This is a genomic window from Paraburkholderia megapolitana, assembly GCF_007556815.1.
GTDB classification, from domain to species: Bacteria; Pseudomonadota; Gammaproteobacteria; order Burkholderiales; family Burkholderiaceae; genus Paraburkholderia; species Paraburkholderia megapolitana.
The window spans coordinates 443,514-459,097 of record NZ_CP041745.1 but is presented as its reverse complement, the minus strand read 5'-3'; the positions used below and the strand labels follow the sequence as shown (position 1 = coordinate 459,097).

At 64.4% G+C, this 15,584-nt stretch carries 13 protein-coding genes; 4 read left to right on the top strand and 9 right to left on the bottom strand.

Features of this window, described 5'->3' with window-relative positions:
* Positions 1 to 220 precede the first annotated feature (220 nt).
* Positions 221 to 1,420, top strand: a complete 1,200-nt coding sequence (gene ftsY / locus FNZ07_RS15435) for a signal recognition particle-docking protein FtsY (RefSeq protein WP_091009605.1) — start codon at positions 221 to 223, stop codon at positions 1,418 to 1,420.
* 124 nt (positions 1,421 to 1,544) lie between these two features.
* On the opposite strand, the gene maiA is transcribed toward ftsY, so the two are convergent.
* Both maiA and FNZ07_RS15425 read right to left on the bottom strand, forming a co-directional pair.
* Positions 1,545 to 2,189, bottom strand: coding sequence for a maleylacetoacetate isomerase (maiA, locus tag FNZ07_RS15430; protein ID WP_091009601.1), 645 nt, complete (start codon positions 2,187 to 2,189; stop codon positions 1,545 to 1,547).
* A 25-nt stretch (positions 2,190 to 2,214) separates the two neighbouring features.
* Positions 2,215 to 2,913, bottom strand: a complete 699-nt coding sequence (locus tag FNZ07_RS15425; protein WP_091009598.1) for a fumarylacetoacetate hydrolase family protein — start codon at positions 2,911 to 2,913, stop codon at positions 2,215 to 2,217.
* A gap of 194 nt (positions 2,914 to 3,107) precedes the next feature.
* On the opposite strand from FNZ07_RS15425, the gene ybiB reads away from it, so the two are divergent.
* Positions 3,108 to 4,097, top strand: coding sequence for a DNA-binding protein YbiB (gene ybiB / locus FNZ07_RS15420; protein ID WP_091009595.1), 990 nt, complete (start codon positions 3,108 to 3,110; stop codon positions 4,095 to 4,097).
* Between the two features lie 38 nt (positions 4,098 to 4,135).
* On the opposite strand, the gene FNZ07_RS15415 is transcribed toward ybiB, so the two are convergent.
* Both FNZ07_RS15415 and FNZ07_RS15410 read right to left on the bottom strand, forming a co-directional pair.
* On the bottom strand, positions 4,136 to 4,516 hold the full coding sequence (locus tag FNZ07_RS15415; protein ID WP_091009592.1) for a nuclear transport factor 2 family protein: 381 nt from the start codon (positions 4,514 to 4,516) through the stop codon (positions 4,136 to 4,138).
* A gap of 47 nt (positions 4,517 to 4,563) precedes the next feature.
* Positions 4,564 to 5,139: an acyloxyacyl hydrolase gene (locus tag FNZ07_RS15410; RefSeq protein ID WP_091009589.1), complete on the bottom strand. Its 576-nt coding sequence runs from the start codon at positions 5,137 to 5,139 to the stop codon at positions 4,564 to 4,566.
* A gap of 376 nt (positions 5,140 to 5,515) precedes the next feature.
* Between FNZ07_RS15410 and rpoH the strand changes: the two genes are divergently transcribed.
* On the top strand, positions 5,516 to 6,451 hold the full coding sequence (gene rpoH / locus FNZ07_RS15405) for an RNA polymerase sigma factor RpoH (protein WP_091009586.1): 936 nt from the start codon (positions 5,516 to 5,518) through the stop codon (positions 6,449 to 6,451).
* Positions 6,452 to 6,819: 368 nt separating this feature from the next.
* On the opposite strand, the gene nagE is transcribed toward rpoH, so the two are convergent.
* The 5 genes from nagE to FNZ07_RS15380 all read right to left on the bottom strand — a co-directional run bounded on the left by nagE (position 6,820) and on the right by FNZ07_RS15380 (position 14,234).
* On the bottom strand, positions 6,820 to 8,622 hold the full coding sequence (gene nagE / locus FNZ07_RS15400; RefSeq protein ID WP_091009583.1) for an N-acetylglucosamine-specific PTS transporter subunit IIBC: 1,803 nt from the start codon (positions 8,620 to 8,622) through the stop codon (positions 6,820 to 6,822).
* 90 nt (positions 8,623 to 8,712) lie between these two features.
* The gene (gene ptsP, locus FNZ07_RS15395) at positions 8,713 to 11,298 is read right to left on the bottom strand and encodes a phosphoenolpyruvate--protein phosphotransferase (RefSeq protein WP_091009580.1); all 2,586 of its coding nucleotides are present in this window, start codon (positions 11,296 to 11,298) and stop codon (positions 8,713 to 8,715) included.
* A gap of 12 nt (positions 11,299 to 11,310) precedes the next feature.
* On the bottom strand, positions 11,311 to 12,318 hold the full coding sequence (locus tag FNZ07_RS15390; RefSeq protein WP_091009577.1) for an SIS domain-containing protein: 1,008 nt from the start codon (positions 12,316 to 12,318) through the stop codon (positions 11,311 to 11,313).
* Complete coding sequence (nagA, locus tag FNZ07_RS15385; protein ID WP_091009574.1) at positions 12,311 to 13,414, bottom strand: N-acetylglucosamine-6-phosphate deacetylase; 1,104 nt, start codon at positions 13,412 to 13,414, stop codon at positions 12,311 to 12,313. Before nagA ends, FNZ07_RS15390 begins: the two co-directional genes overlap by 8 nt.
* An 85-nt stretch (positions 13,415 to 13,499) precedes the next feature.
* Positions 13,500 to 14,234 (bottom strand): GntR family transcriptional regulator, encoded by a 735-nt coding sequence (locus FNZ07_RS15380; protein WP_091009571.1) that lies wholly within the window; start codon positions 14,232 to 14,234, stop codon positions 13,500 to 13,502.
* Between the two features lie 399 nt (positions 14,235 to 14,633).
* Here FNZ07_RS15380 and FNZ07_RS15375 point away from each other — a divergent pair, with 399 nt between their 5' ends.
* Positions 14,634 to 15,560: a bifunctional helix-turn-helix transcriptional regulator/GNAT family N-acetyltransferase gene (locus FNZ07_RS15375; protein ID WP_091009568.1), complete on the top strand. Its 927-nt coding sequence runs from the start codon at positions 14,634 to 14,636 to the stop codon at positions 15,558 to 15,560.
* Positions 15,561 to 15,584: the final 24 nt, after the last annotated feature.

Below are 15,584 nucleotides of genomic sequence, written 5' to 3'. Positions count from 1 at the left end.
CCAACGTTACCACACGGCCTTCGTGGGCCGGGGCCGCGGCGTCGACGTACAGATATCGCACTGCCTCGGAGGCGGGCAACCCCACACGCAGGCGCGCCGCAAGGTCGCTGCCACAACGCGGTAGGGCATGCCTGATAAAATGTGCGGTTTTCGCGCCTTGCCTTCCACGCCTTGCATCCCGTATGGCGTGCCGCTTCGCGCCGTTGGGCCACGCCAGAACATGTTCAGCTTTTTCAAACGATTCAAGGGCTCGAAAGCGCCTGATGCCGCGGTAGAAGAATCAGCGGAGGCGCGGGAGTCTGCGGTGCCCGAGGCGCCTGCAGCCGCACGGCCGTCGGACCCGGCGCCACGGCCGGCCGCCGCACCTGCACAGCCCGCGGCTTCCGCACCAGTCGCCGCCGCCGAAGCTCGCAAACCCGAACCCGAGTTCGAATCCGAACCTGAGTTCGAGCCAGAACCCGACGAGACCGCCCTCGAAGCCGTCGAAATCGTTCCGCCGCCCGTACCCGAGCCCGCCGCAAAGAAATCGTGGCTCACGCGCCTGAAAACCGGTCTGTCGAAAACGAGTTCGAGCCTGACCGGCATTTTCGTCGGCGCGCGCATCGACGAGGACCTGTACGAGGAACTCGAAGCCGCGCTGCTGATGTCGGACGCGGGGGTCGAAGCCACCGAATTCCTGCTTGAATCGCTGCGCGAAAAAGTACGCGCGGAAAGGCTCACGGATCCACAGCAAGTCAAAAGCGCGCTGCGCACGCTGCTCGTCGATCTGTTGAAGCCACTCGAAAAATCACTGATGCTCGGCCGCGCACAGCCGCTCGTGATGATGATCGCGGGCGTGAACGGTGCCGGCAAGACGACCAGCATCGGCAAGCTCGCCAAGCACCTGCAGCGCTTCGATCAATCGGTGCTGCTCGCCGCCGGCGACACCTTCCGCGCCGCCGCGCGCGAACAGCTCGCGATCTGGGGCGAGCGCAACAACGTGACGGTCGTCTCGCAGGAAAGCGGCGATCCGGCGGCGGTGATTTTCGATGCGGTCGGCGCGGCACGCGCGCGCAAGATCGATGTGCTGATGGCCGACACTGCGGGCCGCCTGCCGACGCAGCTCCACCTGATGGAAGAACTGCGCAAGGTGAAGCGCGTGATCGGTAAGGCACTCGACGGCGCGCCGCACGAAGTGCTGCTCGTCATCGATGCGAATACCGGGCAGAACGCACTCGCCCAGGTGAAAGCCTTCGACGACGCGCTCGGCCTCACGGGTCTGATCGTCACGAAGCTGGACGGCACGGCGAAGGGCGGCATCCTCGCGGCGATCGCGCGGCAACGCCCGGTGCCGGTTTATTTCATCGGCGTCGGTGAGAAGGTTGAAGATCTGCAACCGTTCAGCGCGGAAGAGTTCGCGGACGCGTTGCTCGACAACTGACCAGCTAGCTATCACGCTCGCTGCAACACGACAGCGACTGCATGCGAAAAGGGCAGCTCACGATTGAGCTGCCCTTTTCGCTTTTACATCGCTCACATCATTTAAACCGTCGTACAACCGTCGCTCACTCCGCGTCCGGCTGCGCACCGGGTGCCGCCCGCGCAAACGCCTCAAGGCTCGCCGCATGATCGGCAATGCGGTGGATCGTCGGGAATGGCACCGTGTCGATCTTGAAGCGCCGCGCGTTGAACACCTGGGGAACGAGACACGCGTCGGCCATCGTCGGCGTATCGCCGAAGCAGAACGTGCCTGTGCGCGTATCGCTTGCCAGATGCTCTTCCAGCGTCGCGAAACCCGCCTCGACCCAGTGCCGGTACCACGCGTCCTTCGCCTCCTCTTCCACCCCGAGCGTGTGCTTCAGATACCGCAGCACGCGCAGGTTATCGATCGGATGAATTTCGCAGGCAATCTGCAGCGCGATCGAACGGACATATGCGCGATCGCGCGATGCAGCGGGCAACAGCGGTGGCTGCGGATGCGTCTCCTCGAGATACTCGATGATCGCCAGCGACTGCGTCAGCACGTCGTCGCCGTCCACCAGCGTCGGCACGACGGCGTCGTGATTCAGCTTGCGGTATTCCGGCTTGAACTGCTCGCCGCCGTCGCGCAGCATGTGAATCGGCGCGTAGTCGTACGGCAGGTTCTTCAGACTCAGCGCGATCCGCACACGGTACGATGCGGAGCTGCGGAAATAGCTGTAAAGCTTCATGCTCCGTGTCTCCTCCACGCGCGGCTCAGACCACGCGCACGCTGAATTCGCCGATCCCGGCCACGCCACCCTTCATCCGGTCGCCCTTCACGATGGGGCCGACGCCTTCGGGCGTGCCGGTGAAGATCAGATCGCCCGGTTGCAGCTCGAACAGCGTGGACAGATAGGCAACCGTCTCGGCCACCGACCAGATCAGTTGCGACACGTCGGAACGCTGGCGGTCTTCGCCGTTGACGGTCAGCCAGATCTCGCCGCTACCGATGTGCCCGACCTCGGACACCGGATGAATCGGGCCCAGCGGCGCCGAATGATCGAAGCCCTTGCCCGTATCCCACGGACGGCCGAGCTTCTTCGCTTCGCCTTGCAGGTCGCGGCGCGTCATGTCGAGCCCGAGCGCGTAGCCGTACACGTGATCGAGTGCGCTATCGACGGGAATGTCCTTGCCGGCCTTGCCGATCGCAGCGACCAGTTCCATTTCGAAGTGCACGTTCTTCGATTGCGACGGGTACGGAAATTCGCCGGTCGCACCGGGCGCGACATACACGACTGCGTCCGCGGGCTTGCAGAAGAAGAACGGCGGCTCGCGGTCGGGATCGTGTCCCATTTCACGCGCATGAGCCTCGTAATTGCGGCCCACACAGTAGATGCGGCGCACCGCGAACTGATCGCCGGTCCCGGCAACCGGCACCGCGACAACCGGCGCCGGGGCAAACACGTAACTCATCCCATTCTCCGTTCTGGACAGGGCGCCGCCCGCGCGGCGCCGGAAGTAGCGAGTGTAACGCGCGGGCTGGGGCGGTGTCGGCGGGGCGGGCAGCGAAGCGGCGGGTGTGACACCACCGCTGGCCCGACGCACGATGGCCCTACAATGCAGGTTCGCTCCCCTTGCCGACCGCGCTACGCCGCTGCACGCCACCCATGACCGACTCCTCCGCTACCGCCGCCTCGTCCGTGTTTCCGTGCGCCCGCTTCATCAAGGAGATCGGTCGCGGACCGAACGGCGCACGCGCGCTAACGCCCGAGGACACCCATGCGCTCTACAGCGCGATGCTCGACGGCCGCGTGGGCGATCTGGAGTTGGGCGCGGTGCTGCTCGCCTATCGCGTGAAAGGCGAAACCGCCGACGAACTCGCCGCGATGCTGGCCGCGGCGCACGCATCGTTCGAGCCGGTCCGGGTCGTACACGGCACACACGGAAACTATCGACCGGTGTCGATTCCCAGCTACAACGGTGCGCGCAAGCAGCCGAACCTCGTGCCGCTGCTCGCGCTGCTGCTCGCCCGCGAAGGCGTGCCGGTCCTCGTGCACGGGGTCGTCGAAGATCCGGGTCGCGTCACGAGCGCCGAGATTTTCGCGCAACTGGGTATCGCGGCGGCACAGTCGCACGGCGACATCGAAAGCGGACTCGCTGCGCGGCGCGTCGCGTTTGCCCCGACTGCGGTACTCGCACCGAAGCTCGCGCGGCTCCTCGCGTTGCGCGCGCGCATGGGCGTGCGCAATTCGACGCATACGCTCGTGAAAATTCTCCAGCCGTTTGCACCCGTCGGCTTGCGGCTCGTCAACTACACGCACCCGCCCTACCGCGAAAGTCTCACGCAGTTGTTCAGCACGCACCTGGATGCCGCCGCGGGCGGCGCGCTGCTCGCGCGCGGCACGGAAGGCGAAGCGGTCGCGGATACGCGTCGCCAGGTGCAGGTGGACTGGTTACACGACGGAGTCTGCGAAACGCTGCTGGTGGCCGAGCGTTCGTCGCCCGACGCGCCTGCTGTGGCGCTCCCCGAAGCACGCGACGCCGCGACGACGGCTGGGTGGATCGATGCGGTACTGCGCGGCGACGCGCCGGTGCCCGATGCGATTGCGCGGCAGGTGGGCGTGATCGTCGAGATTGCGGGTAAGAGAACGGAGTAGGCGCCAGCAGCGCGAGGGGTCCAAGGCTCAGCCAGGCATCATTCGATCGCACACCGCGTTGCCTGCCAGGCGACGAGCCGCCACTGCCCGCCTTCCTGCGTATGGATCGCGGTGTACGCGATCGGAAACAGCAGCGCGCCGTTATTCGCTTCCATCTCGATCAGCGCGCGGCCAGTCACGACGCAGGTGTCGCCGACCGGCAGAACGTCCTGCGACTGGATCTCGATCTGCCGGTAGCGTCGGCGGCCCGCGGTGATCGCGTCGATGAACTGCCGCTTGGTCTCGCGCTTGCCGTTCGTGTGCACGTAGCTCACGCCGTCCGAAAGCAGCGAGTCGAGCAAAGGCCCGTCGCCGTCGACCATCGCCCGAAAGCGGTCGCGTTCAAGTTCGCGAATCGCCTCGATCATTTTTGCCGCCATTGCTCAGCCCCTTTACACCGACTTGAGCCTGCACGCGGCCGCGGTCGTCAGAAGTTATATTGCAAATATAGCTGGCTGAAATTTATACCAGGATTGGGCTCTTTGATACCGCCGTTCGATACGTGCTGAAACCGGTAGCCCGCCTGATACTGCTGATGATTGCCGAACTGCGCGCCCACACCGACCATATCGGCGAACTGGAACGCCGACCCGAGGTTGTAGCGACGGGAGATCGTGGGGCTCGTCAGCAGCCGGATGCCCGAGCCCGCTTCGAAGAATGGGCGGATGGTCCCCGAACCCTTGATGAAGCGAAATACCGGCGTGAAGCCGAATTCGCCGATGTTCTCGTGGACGTTGCCTTCGTCGGTGTGCCACCACGCCGCGTGCGCCTCCGCCACCACCGTGAAATGCCAGTCGCCGATATACCACCAGGTCAGACCGGGGTCCCACACCCCGCCCAGGTCGAGCTTATGGACATGATGGTCGGCGGTGCCGCCGGCGATCTGAATGCCGAACTGATTGCCGGATTGATCGGCGCACGCCGCGCCGGATGCTGCCAATAGACCGCCAAGCAAGGTAATTTTGAGTGCCAGTGCGTGCGCCGCATCGTTCTTCTTCTTCATCGAACACCTCTAAATGCCCGGTCGAACTCGAAATCGTCGAGTGGAAGGAAGCCGTTATCCTGAAGCAGGCCATAAGTAAGAGATCATCTGAGGAATGCCAAATCTGGCAAATAGCTACCTCAAATTCCGAAAAAATCGCTCTTTCTACAAGGCTGGCCGTGCTCCGCGGGTAGATCCTACGCCCATCGCGCGAATGCTGCAGTGAGGGTACAAGAGGGGTATAATGCTATTAGAATATGAATTCCAATAGGCGGAATGGAACCTTGAAGACCCCACACACTCTAAGTGTTAGCACTCCGTTATTGAGAGTGCTAACATCCCGCGTGGAGTCGTATTCGGACTACGCTTTTTTGCTGATTTCAAAGGAGTTTCCTACGTGAGCAACGCAATGACCCTTCCGAGTACTCTGAGCCCGTCGTCGGCTAAGGCCGCTCCGGCAGGTGCACTGGCGCTCGCGCAATCTTCGCTGCTGCCCGGCCAGCTGGGCAACATCGACGCCTACATCCAGGCCGTGAACCGGATCCCGATGCTGACGCCAGCAGAAGAACGCCAGTTCGCCACGGAGTTCCGGGAACAAAACAATCTGGATTCCGCCCGTCGTATGGTGCTGTCGCACTTGCGGCTCGTCGTGTCGATCGCGCGCAATTATCTTGGCTACGGCTTGCCGCATGCCGACCTGATCCAGGAAGGCAACATCGGCCTGATGAAGGCCGTGAAGCGCTTCGATCCGACGCAGAACGTACGGCTGGTGTCGTACGCCATGCACTGGATCAAGGCGGAGATTCACGAGTACATCCTGCGCAACTGGCGCACGGTGAAGGTCGCCACCACGAAGGCGCAGCGCAAGCTGTTCTTCAACCTGCGCAGCCACAAGCAGGGGTTGCAGGCGTTCACGCCGGAAGAGATCGAAGGTCTCGCGAAAGAACTGAACGTGAAGCGCGAAGAAGTCGCCGAGATGGAAACGCGCCTGTCGGGTGGCGACATCGCACTGGAAGGCCAGATCGAAGACGGTGAAGAGTCGTACGCGCCGATCGCCTACCTCGCCGATTCGCACAACGAGCCGACCGCCGTGCTGGCCGCGCGTCAGCGCGACAAGCTGCAGAGCGACGGCATCGCCGCCGCGCTCGACTCGCTCGACGCCCGTAGCCGCCGCATCATCGAAGCACGCTGGCTGCACGTCGAGGACGACGGCTCGGGTGGCTCGACGCTGCACGATCTTGCCGCCGAATTCGGTGTTTCCGCCGAGCGCATTCGCCAGATCGAAGCCAGTGCGATGAAGAAGATGCGTGGTGCGCTGAACGAATATGCGTAACGACGCATAGCGCATGAAAATGGTCTGGCGCCGCAAGGTGCCGAGTCGGAGCCCTGCCCTCGAAAGACGGCAGGGCTTTTTTCTGCGCACGTTGATTGCACTGGGTGAGTACGCGTGGCTACGCATAACGTATGGCCACGGTCTGGCGCCGCAGGGTGCTGAACCGAAGCCTCGCCCTCGAAAGGCGGCGCGGCTCTTTTTGCGTACGTCAATTGAACTGAGCTGCCGACGCAGCAGACTTCACCAGTACCCGTATTGCACAATCTCAGCCGACAAAAAAACGCTGCCTCGCAAAGGGCAGCGCTTTTTCGTATCGCCGCGATTCACGCATCGTGCGCAAACCGCTTGAGCCTCTAATCACTATCGCGTCATGCAGGCAACGGTGTTGCACCGCTCGCGCCATCCACAGCAGGCAGCCGCGCCGTCAGTTGCTGCGCGTAGCGCTGCGCCGCGTCGCCGACAACGATGTGGAACGTATCCGCCGATACCCACGCCACATCGAGCGCCGCAAGCCGCTGCCGATCCACCGACGACGGATCGCGCACCACGATCCGCAGCCGCGTAGCAGCCACCGCATCAAGCGACACGATATTCGTCGCGCCGCCGAACACCGCCAGCCAGCGTGTCGGGTCGGGATCGAGCGGGCCGCTGCCGGCTGCTTGCGCCACCGGTGCAACGGCAGCACGCGTCGCGGTCGCGGCCGCTGCCGCCGCGGTGCTCGCCGGCTGCGCACCGAGGTCCGCCGCACCACCACCTTGAGCAAGCGTCGCCCGAATCTCGTCGGCAATGATGTCCGCTTCCGGCCCGATGATCACCTGCACGCTGTTACCGCCGCGCTTCAGCACGCCACGCGCACCGATCGTCTTCAACTCGGGCTCAGACACGTGCGCCGGGTCGACCACCGACAGACGCAGCCGCGTCGTACACGCATCGACGAGCGTCAGATTAGCCGCGCCACCGAGCGCGGCGATGTAGCGCGCCGCACGCGGCACGCTCGCCCCCGCGGTCGGTGCAACGTAACCACCGGTCGTGAACGAATCGACCTGTGCTTCGGCCGATGCCGGCTCACGCCCCGGCGTCGCCATGTTGAACTTGCGGATAAAGAAGCGGAACAGGCCGTAGTACACCACCGCATACACGATGCCGATCGGAATCGCGAGCCAGCCCTTCGTCGACAGGCCGTAGTTCAGCACGTAGTCGATCGCACCCGCCGAGAACGTGAAGCCGAGCTTGATGCCAAGCGCCGAACAGATCGCCATCGACAGCCCGGTCAATACCGCATGGATCACGTACAGCACCGGTGCGAGGAACATGAAGCTGAACTCGATCGGCTCGGTCACGCCGGTCAGCAGCGACGTCAGCGCCATCGAGAACAGCAGGCCGCCGACCACCGCGCGACGCTCCTTCGGCGCTTCGTGGAACATCGCGAGACACGCGGCCGGCAGACCGAACATCATGACCGGGAAGAAGCCCGTCATGAAGCCGCCCGCAGTCGGGTCGCCCGCGAAGAAGCGGTGCAGATCGCCCGTCACCGCGACGCCGCCCGGCGGCGTGAACGTGCCGAACACGAACCACGCCAGCGAATTGATGATGTGATGCAGGCCAGTGACGAGTAGCAACCGGTTCAGCAGGCCGAACACGAATGCGCCGAGCGCGCCGGCGGTTGTGAGCCAGTGACCAGCGCTGTCGATCGCACCTTGAATCGGCGACCACACGTAGCCGAACACAATGCCGAGTGCGAGACACGCCACCCCCGTCACAATCGGCACGAAGCGTTTCCCTCCGAAGAACGCGAGGTAGTCCGGTAGCTTGATGTCCTTGTAGCGGTTGTACAGCATCCCCGCCACGATGCCCGCGATGATCCCCGACAGCACGCCCATGTTCAGCTTGTCGTTGATGTCCTTCATCACCGCGATTTCGACCAGATAGCCGATCGCACCGGCGAGCGCCGCAACGCCGTTGTTGTCCTTCGCGAACCCGACGGCCACACCGATCGCGAACAGCAGCGGCAGGTTGTCGAAGATCGCGCCGCCCGCGTCGGCGATCATCTTGATGTTGAACACATCGGGCTGGCCGAGGCGCAGCAGCAGGCCGGCCACCGGCAGCACTGCAATCGGCAGCATGAGCGCGCGGCCCAGCCGCTGTACCTTCAGAAACGGATTTCCATCCATTGGTCTCTCCAATCCTCTTCTCGTTGTCGAATCGTCGTTAAGTCGTTGCTTGACGTATTGATGCGAAGCCTGTCGCGAACGCTGCCGGACCTAGTCCAGCGGCCAGACTTCACGGCTTACTGCTCTAACTGCCTGCGCCGAATCGAGTGCGAGCGCATCCTGCGCGCGCTGCCGGCACAGCTGATAGTCGAGATTGCGCACACGCGCCTTGATGCCCGGCACGGCGACCGGATCCACCGACAGTTCGGTGATGCCGAGGCCCACGAGCAGCGGCACGGCGAGCGGATCGCCGGCGAGTGCGCCGCACACGCCGACCCATTTGCCATGCTTCTGCGCGCCCTGGACGGTCGTCGCGATGAGCCGCAGCACGGCTGGGTGCAGACCGTCGGACTGCGCCGCGAGATCGGCCTGGCAGCGGTCCATGGCGAGCGTGTACTGCGTGAGATCGTTGGTGCCGATCGACAGGAAATCGGCGTGCTGCGACAACTGGTCGGCGAGCAACGCAGCGGACGGCACCTCGATCATCACGCCCACTTCGATCGGCTCGGTGCGGCCGCTTTCGCGCGCGAGTTCGTCGATACGCGCGCGCAAGCGTATGAGTTCGCCAGCGTCGGTCACCATCGGTAGCAGGATGCGCACTGCGCCGATCGGCCGCACGGCCAGCAGGCCGCGCAATTGATCGTCGAGCAGATCGGGGCGCACCTGCGCAAGGCGGATGCCGCGCAAGCCGAGCGCGGGATTCGGTTCAGGCGGCAGCGTCAGGTAATCGACTTCCTTGTCGGCGCCGACATCAAGCGTGCGGATGATTGCCGTGCGACCGTTCAGCGCATCGACGATCGATTGATAGCTGTCGCGATGTTCGTCGACGCGCGGCGCCGTCTGGCGATGAATGAACAACAATTCCGTGCGCAGCAGGCCGACGGCATCGGCGCCGTTGTCGACAGCGGCCTTCGCGTCGTCGAGCGTCGCGATGTTCGCGGCGATTTCGACTGCGTGGCCATCGCGGGTCGTGACGGCTTGCTGCGACACGCGACGGTTCGCTTCGCGTACGTCGGCAAGCCGTGTGCGCTCGAGTCGCGCGCGTTCGACGTCGAGCGCGCTCGGCGCATATTCGAGCCGGCCCGCCGATGCATCGACTACCACCTGGGTGCCGTCGGGAATCGCGAGCAGCGTATCGCCGACCGCGACCAGCGCGGGAATGCCGATCTGCCGCGCGATGATCGCCGCATGCGAGGTCGCACCGCCCCGTGCCATCACGATTGCAGTGACGCGCGTGCGATCGAGCGACGACAGGTCCGACGGCGTGAATTCTTCCGCTACGAGCACAGCCTCGTCGGGCAGCGTTCGCGCGGCGCTGTTCGTATAACCAAGTGCGCGCAGCACGCGCTTCTCGATGTCGCGCAGATCGGCGGCGCGCTCGGCGAGCAATGCGTCGTCGAGCTTCGCCAGCACCGCGATTTGTGCGCGGATCGCCGAACGCCACGCAAAACCGGCGCTCTTGCTTAGGCTGATCAAATCGCGTGCTGCATCGATCAGCGTCGGGTCCTCGAGTAGCACACGGTGCACAGTGAAAATGCCCGCTTCGCCGACCGCACCGCGTTGCGATGCGTCGCGTACGGTCGTGTTCAGTTCTGCATCGACGGTGGCGAGCGCCTTGTCGAGCAGACGGCTCTCCGCTGCTGACGTGCCGCTCGCCTGTTCCGGCGGATCGAGGTCTGCGTCGTCCCAGCGCACGAGCTTGCCGACTGCGACACCAGGCGCTGCACAGACACCGGCCAGCGTGTTGGGTGCAAGCACTGCACCGCCACTAGCTGCGGCGACAAGAGGCGCTGGCGAGCTATGCCGCGCCGGCTTCTCTTCAACTTCGCCATGCGCTTCGCGCAGCAACTCGCGCGCGACCGCTTCCACCGCAGCATCGGCTTGTCGACCGATGCCGAGCAGTTCGATCGTGGCGCCTTCACCGGCACCAAGACCGAGCAGACCGACCACGCTTTCGACTGGCGCCTTACGACCGTCATAGCGCACTTCGACACGCGCATCGAAACCGCGCGCAGCTTCACGCGCACGTGCGGCGGGCCGCGCATGCAGACCGCCGGCGTGCGCAAGCGTCACATGACGACGCGCTTCATCGACCACAACACTCGCTTCGCGCGAAGCATCCGCGGCGGCACCTTGACGGGCACGCAGCACGAGCAGCGGCGTTTCGCCTGCCACCACCATGCCACCAGCCGCGCGCTCGACCACTTCGAAGGCATCCGAGTTAGCGATCGCCACCACCGACACAAGGCTCGGTGCCGCACACGCAATCTGATCCTGATCGAACTCGATCAGGACATCGCCGGCACGCACTTGCGCGCCCTGTTCGATCATCGGTGCAAAGCCCTTGCCGTTCAGCTCGACCGTATCGATACCGATGTGCAGCAGGATTTCAGCGCCATCGTCGGTGCGCAGCGTGACCGCGTGGCCCGTACGCGCAAGATGCGTGACGGTCGCATCGCACGGCGCGACAAGCTTGCCGACGAGCGGATCGATCCCGATGCCGTCGCCGAACATGCCGCCCGAGAACACCGGGTCGGGCACGTTCGCGAGCGGCACGACAGGACCGGTCAGCGGCGCAAGCAGGACTATATGGCCTTGGGCAGGGCTCATCAAACGTGACTCCTCGACACGACGCATCTGGTTTCTCGATCAGTGAGTTTCGGTGACTTTGTTCAGATGGCGCGGCGCGTCGGGATTGCGTCCGCGTGCGGCGGCGAGCGCCGCGGCCATCACGTAGAAAGAAAGGATCGTGGCGATCGGATCGAGCGCCGGGTGTGCGGTCTGCACGACGGGCAGCGTCGCTTCGGCGACGTCGTCGGGGGCCGCGAGCAGCACGCGGGCGCCGCGTGCTTTCATGTCGCGCGCGAGCTGCACGAGCCCTTCCTGTTCCGGGCCACGCGGTGCGAACACGAGCAGCGGGTAGTCGCGATCGATCAGTTCCATCGGACCGTGCCGCACTTCCGCGCTCGAAAACGCTTCAGCCTGAATGCCCGAGGTTTCCTTCAGCTTCAGCGCGGCTTCCTGCGCGATCGCGAGACCGAGACCGCGACCGATCACGATCATCCGCTCCACACCACGCAGCTCTACGACCGCGCTCGACCAGTCGAGCGTACCTGCTGCACGCAGCGCATCGGGCAACGTACGCAACGCGCCGAGCAGCGCTTCGTCGCGCTGCCAGTGAGCGACCAGTTGCGCGGACAACGACAGCATCGCGATGTAGCTCTTCGTCGCGGCAACGCTCAATTCAGGACCAGCGGACAGCGGCAGATCCCATTCGCATGCCGCGGCAAGCGGCGAACCCGGTGCGTTCGCTGCGGCGACGGTCAATGCGCCGGCATCGCGCAGCGCAACCATCGTGCCGATCAGATCGGGGCTCTTGCCCGATTGAGAGAATGCAATTGCGAGCTGACCGCGCACACGCAACGGCGCCTGCTGCAACGTCGCCACCGACATCGGCAGCGAGGCAACCGGCACGCCTAAGCGGCTCATCGTTAGGCTTGCGAAATAGCTCGCGGCGTGATCGGAACTACCGCGCGCCACCGTGAGCGCGACATCGCGCGGCGCTTCGGCAAGCCGTGCCGCGAGTGCTTCCACACGCGACGTATCGGCGAGTTGCGCGGCGACCGCATCGGCGGACGCCAGCGCCTCTTTAAGCATATTCGACAATCGATTCTCCTTCGACGTAAGTCGCAGTCAGTGCCAGTTCGCGATCGAACACGACGACGTCGGCCCACGCACCACGCGTGAGACGGCCGCGGTCTTCGATGCCGAGATAATCGGCGGCGTAGCGCGACAGACGGTTTGAAACGTCGGCCATCGGCAGGCCGAGCGAGACGAGGTTGCGCAGCGCCTGATCCATCGTCAGCGTGCTGCCGGCAAGCGTGCCGTCGGCGAGACGCACGCCGCCGAGACACTTGGTGACGTGCTGGCTGCCCAGGCGATATTCGCCGTCGGGCATGCCGGTTGCCGACGTGCTGTCGGTCACCACGTAGAGACGCGGAATCGCACGCATCGCCGCACGAATCGCGCCCGGATGAACGTGCAGCAGATCGGGAATGATCTCTGCGTACTCGGCATGCGCGAGCGCCGCGCCGACGAGACCCGGGTTGCGGTGATGCAGCGGCGACATCGCGTTGAACAGATGCGTGAAACCGCAGGCACCGTGCTTCAGTGCCGCGACCGCATCGTCGTAAGTTGCAAGCGAGTGGCCGAGTTGCACGCGCACGCCGCGCGCCGCCATCTCCGAGATGATCTCAATGTGACCGGCAATTTCCGGAGCGAGCGTGACGACACGGATCGGTGCAATCGACAGATACTTCAGCACTTCGTCGAGCACCGCCGACACCGCCGCGTCCGGCTGCGCACCGAGCTTGCCGGGATTGATATACGGTCCTTCGAGATGCACGCCGAGCACGCGCGCGCCACCCGACGTGCGCTTGCGCGTCACTTCACCGAGACCGGCGACCACGTTCATCAACTCGTCGCGCGGCGCGGTCATCGTCGTCGCGAGCAGGCTCGTCGTGCCGTAACGCGCGTGCGTGCGGGTGATCGTTTCGATTGCGTTGCCCGCTTCCATCACGTCGGCACCGCCGCCGCCGTGCACGTGCAGATCGATGAAGCCCGGCAGGATGTAGGGCGCGTCGTTGTTCGCGGGATCGACGGCTCGGCCCGTCAACGACGTGATGCGGCCGTTCTCGCATTCGAGCTTGCCGTGAATCCAACCATCGGGTGTCAGTATGTTTCCGGTCAGCATGAGTCTCTCTGATGATGCGTAATGCAATGCATGACTGTTCGGCGCGGCCCAGTGTTCCGCACCCTCGACGAAAAACTCGCCGCTGCTAGCTGCGCAGTTCTGCGACGAAGTCGTAGTAGTCGTCGCGGCAATAGGTGTCCGTTAGTTCGATCGCGCGCTGGTCGGCGCTATAGCCGATGCGCGTGATGACGAGCAGCGCCGAGCGCGGCTCCATGTCCATCAATGCGGCGATCTCGCTGGTCGCGTTGACCGCGCGGAAGTGCTGCAGCGCGCGCACCACAGAGGCACCGCGCTGCTCGAGATAACCGTACAACGACGCACCGACCGCCTGCGGGTCCGGCACGATCGACACGGGCAGCGTCGAATGCTCGACCGCCATCACGATGCCGTCCGCGCGCCGCAGCCTCCGCAGGCTCGCGACCGTCGCACCTGGCGACAGACCGAGATGGACGATCTCGTCGCGATTCGCCGGCCGCACGTCGCGCTCGAGCCAGATCGAATCGGGCCTGAAGCCGCGTTGCTCCATCTTTTTCGTGAAGCCGGTGAGCCGCGACAGCGGATCTTCGACACGCGGCGTAATAAAACTGCCGGCACCGCGCGCGCGCCGGATCAAGCCCTGCTCGACCAGCAGCTCGATGGCCTTGCGCGCGGTAATGCGCGATACGCCGATCGCATCGGACAGCGTGCGCTCCGACGGCAGCGCCTCGCCTGCCGACCAGACGCCGCAATGGATCGCGGTCGCGAGATTGCGTGCGAGCTGCAGGTAGAGCGGCGTGAGGTTGCGCGCGTCGGGCACGAGCGCGGACCAGCGTGTTTCCATGGGGCTCCGGCAAATCCGTCCAGAAGAGCGTGGCCGAGAGGCGAGCGCAGAAGCTCACCCGGGTTCTTCAAATTCGAGCCCATTATATAACCACAATAATACCAGTCAACGAACTGGTATCTATTTCGTGGAAACGATCGAGAGCCTTGCTGGACGGGCCGTTTCGGGCCATAGATGGCCTTCTGGGTGAGGTTCAACGTGCCCAGGATTTACCCGTATTCAAGCCATTTGAAAGGACCAATACTGCGAAGTGGTCCGCACCTATGCGCGATGCGCGCACCAGTTGAGATACCTTTCCAATACCAGTTGCTGCAAAGCCATGAAATATCGGTCGTTTTAACAATCGCGTGCAATGCAATATAGTGCTGCCTTAATCCGCATGATTCCGGGGGCACGCGTTTGAACGATTCGGCAGCGCAGCGGCGCGCTGAGGCCGTCCGCCACTTCAACCGTTTCTACACGCAGCACATCGGCGTGCTGCACGACCATCTGCAGAAAAGCGTCTTTTCGCTCACCGAGGTTCGTGTCCTGCACGAACTCGCGGGCGGACATGCGCAGACTGCGGCGGTGCTCGCCCGCAATCTCGGGCTCGATACCGGCTATCTGAGCCGGCTGCTCACCAGTTTCGAACGTCGCAACCTGATCACGCGTCGCCCGTCCGACACCGACGCGCGCCAGTCCCTGCTGTCGCTGACCGAGGAAGGACTCACTGCCTGGCAACCGCTCAATGCGGCAGCAGTCGCGGAAGTGTCGGCGTTGCTGATCCAGTTGTCGGCCGCTTCGCAGGAACGTCTGATCGACGCGATGAAGCAGATCGAGTGGCTGCTCGATCCGCAGCTTCGGCACCGCGCCGTCACACTGCGCCCGCCCACCGCGGGCGAATACGGCTGGCTCGTGCATCGCCAGGCGCAGTTGTTCACGAACGAATATGGCTGGGACGCTTCATTCGAAGGATTGCTTGCGAAGATCGCCGGCGACTTCACGCGGCATCGCGATCCGTTGCGCGAAGCGGGCTGGATCGCCGACCAGGAAGGCGTGATCGTCGGCTCGGCGCTCGTGGCGTGCGTATCGACGACCGTTGCGCGCGTGCGGCTGTTTTATGTGGAGCCGGAGGTGCGGGGCGCCGGCGTCGGCACACAGTTGATCGACGAGTGCGTGCGCTTCGCGACGCGGGCCGGTTATGCAAAGCTGCTGCTGTGGGCCACCGCCGATATGCGCGACGCGCAGCGGCTCTGCGAGCGCAAAGGCTTCATCTGCGCATCGACGATACCGGAGCGGCGCTTCGGCCACGATCTCTCGATCGAGCAGTGGGAACGTAGCCTCTAGCACGCGCTCGAAGCGCGCAAGAAA

Excerpts from the sequence above, each read along its gene's own strand:
- ftsY (WP_091009605.1), top strand. The coding sequence starts at position 221 with ATGTTCAGCTTTTTCAAACGATTCAAGGGCTCGAAAGCGCCTGATGCC.
- maiA (WP_091009601.1), bottom strand. The coding sequence starts at position 2,189 with ATGAAGCTTTACAGCTATTTCCGCAGCTCCGCATCGTACCGTGTGCGG.
- FNZ07_RS15425 (WP_091009598.1), bottom strand. The coding sequence starts at position 2,913 with ATGAGTTACGTGTTTGCCCCGGCGCCGGTTGTCGCGGTGCCGGTTGCC.
- ybiB (WP_091009595.1), top strand. The coding sequence starts at position 3,108 with ATGACCGACTCCTCCGCTACCGCCGCCTCGTCCGTGTTTCCGTGCGCC.
- FNZ07_RS15415 (WP_091009592.1), bottom strand. The coding sequence starts at position 4,516 with ATGGCGGCAAAAATGATCGAGGCGATTCGCGAACTTGAACGCGACCGC.
- FNZ07_RS15410 (WP_091009589.1), bottom strand. The coding sequence starts at position 5,139 with ATGAAGAAGAAGAACGATGCGGCGCACGCACTGGCACTCAAAATTACC.
- nagE (WP_091009583.1), bottom strand. The coding sequence starts at position 8,622 with ATGGATGGAAATCCGTTTCTGAAGGTACAGCGGCTGGGCCGCGCGCTC.
- ptsP (WP_091009580.1), bottom strand. The coding sequence starts at position 11,298 with ATGCGTCGTGTCGAGGAGTCACGTTTGATGAGCCCTGCCCAAGGCCAT.
- FNZ07_RS15390 (WP_091009577.1), bottom strand. The coding sequence starts at position 12,318 with ATGCTTAAAGAGGCGCTGGCGTCCGCCGATGCGGTCGCCGCGCAACTC.
- nagA (WP_091009574.1), bottom strand. The coding sequence starts at position 13,414 with ATGCTGACCGGAAACATACTGACACCCGATGGTTGGATTCACGGCAAG.
- FNZ07_RS15380 (WP_091009571.1), bottom strand. The coding sequence starts at position 14,234 with ATGGAAACACGCTGGTCCGCGCTCGTGCCCGACGCGCGCAACCTCACG.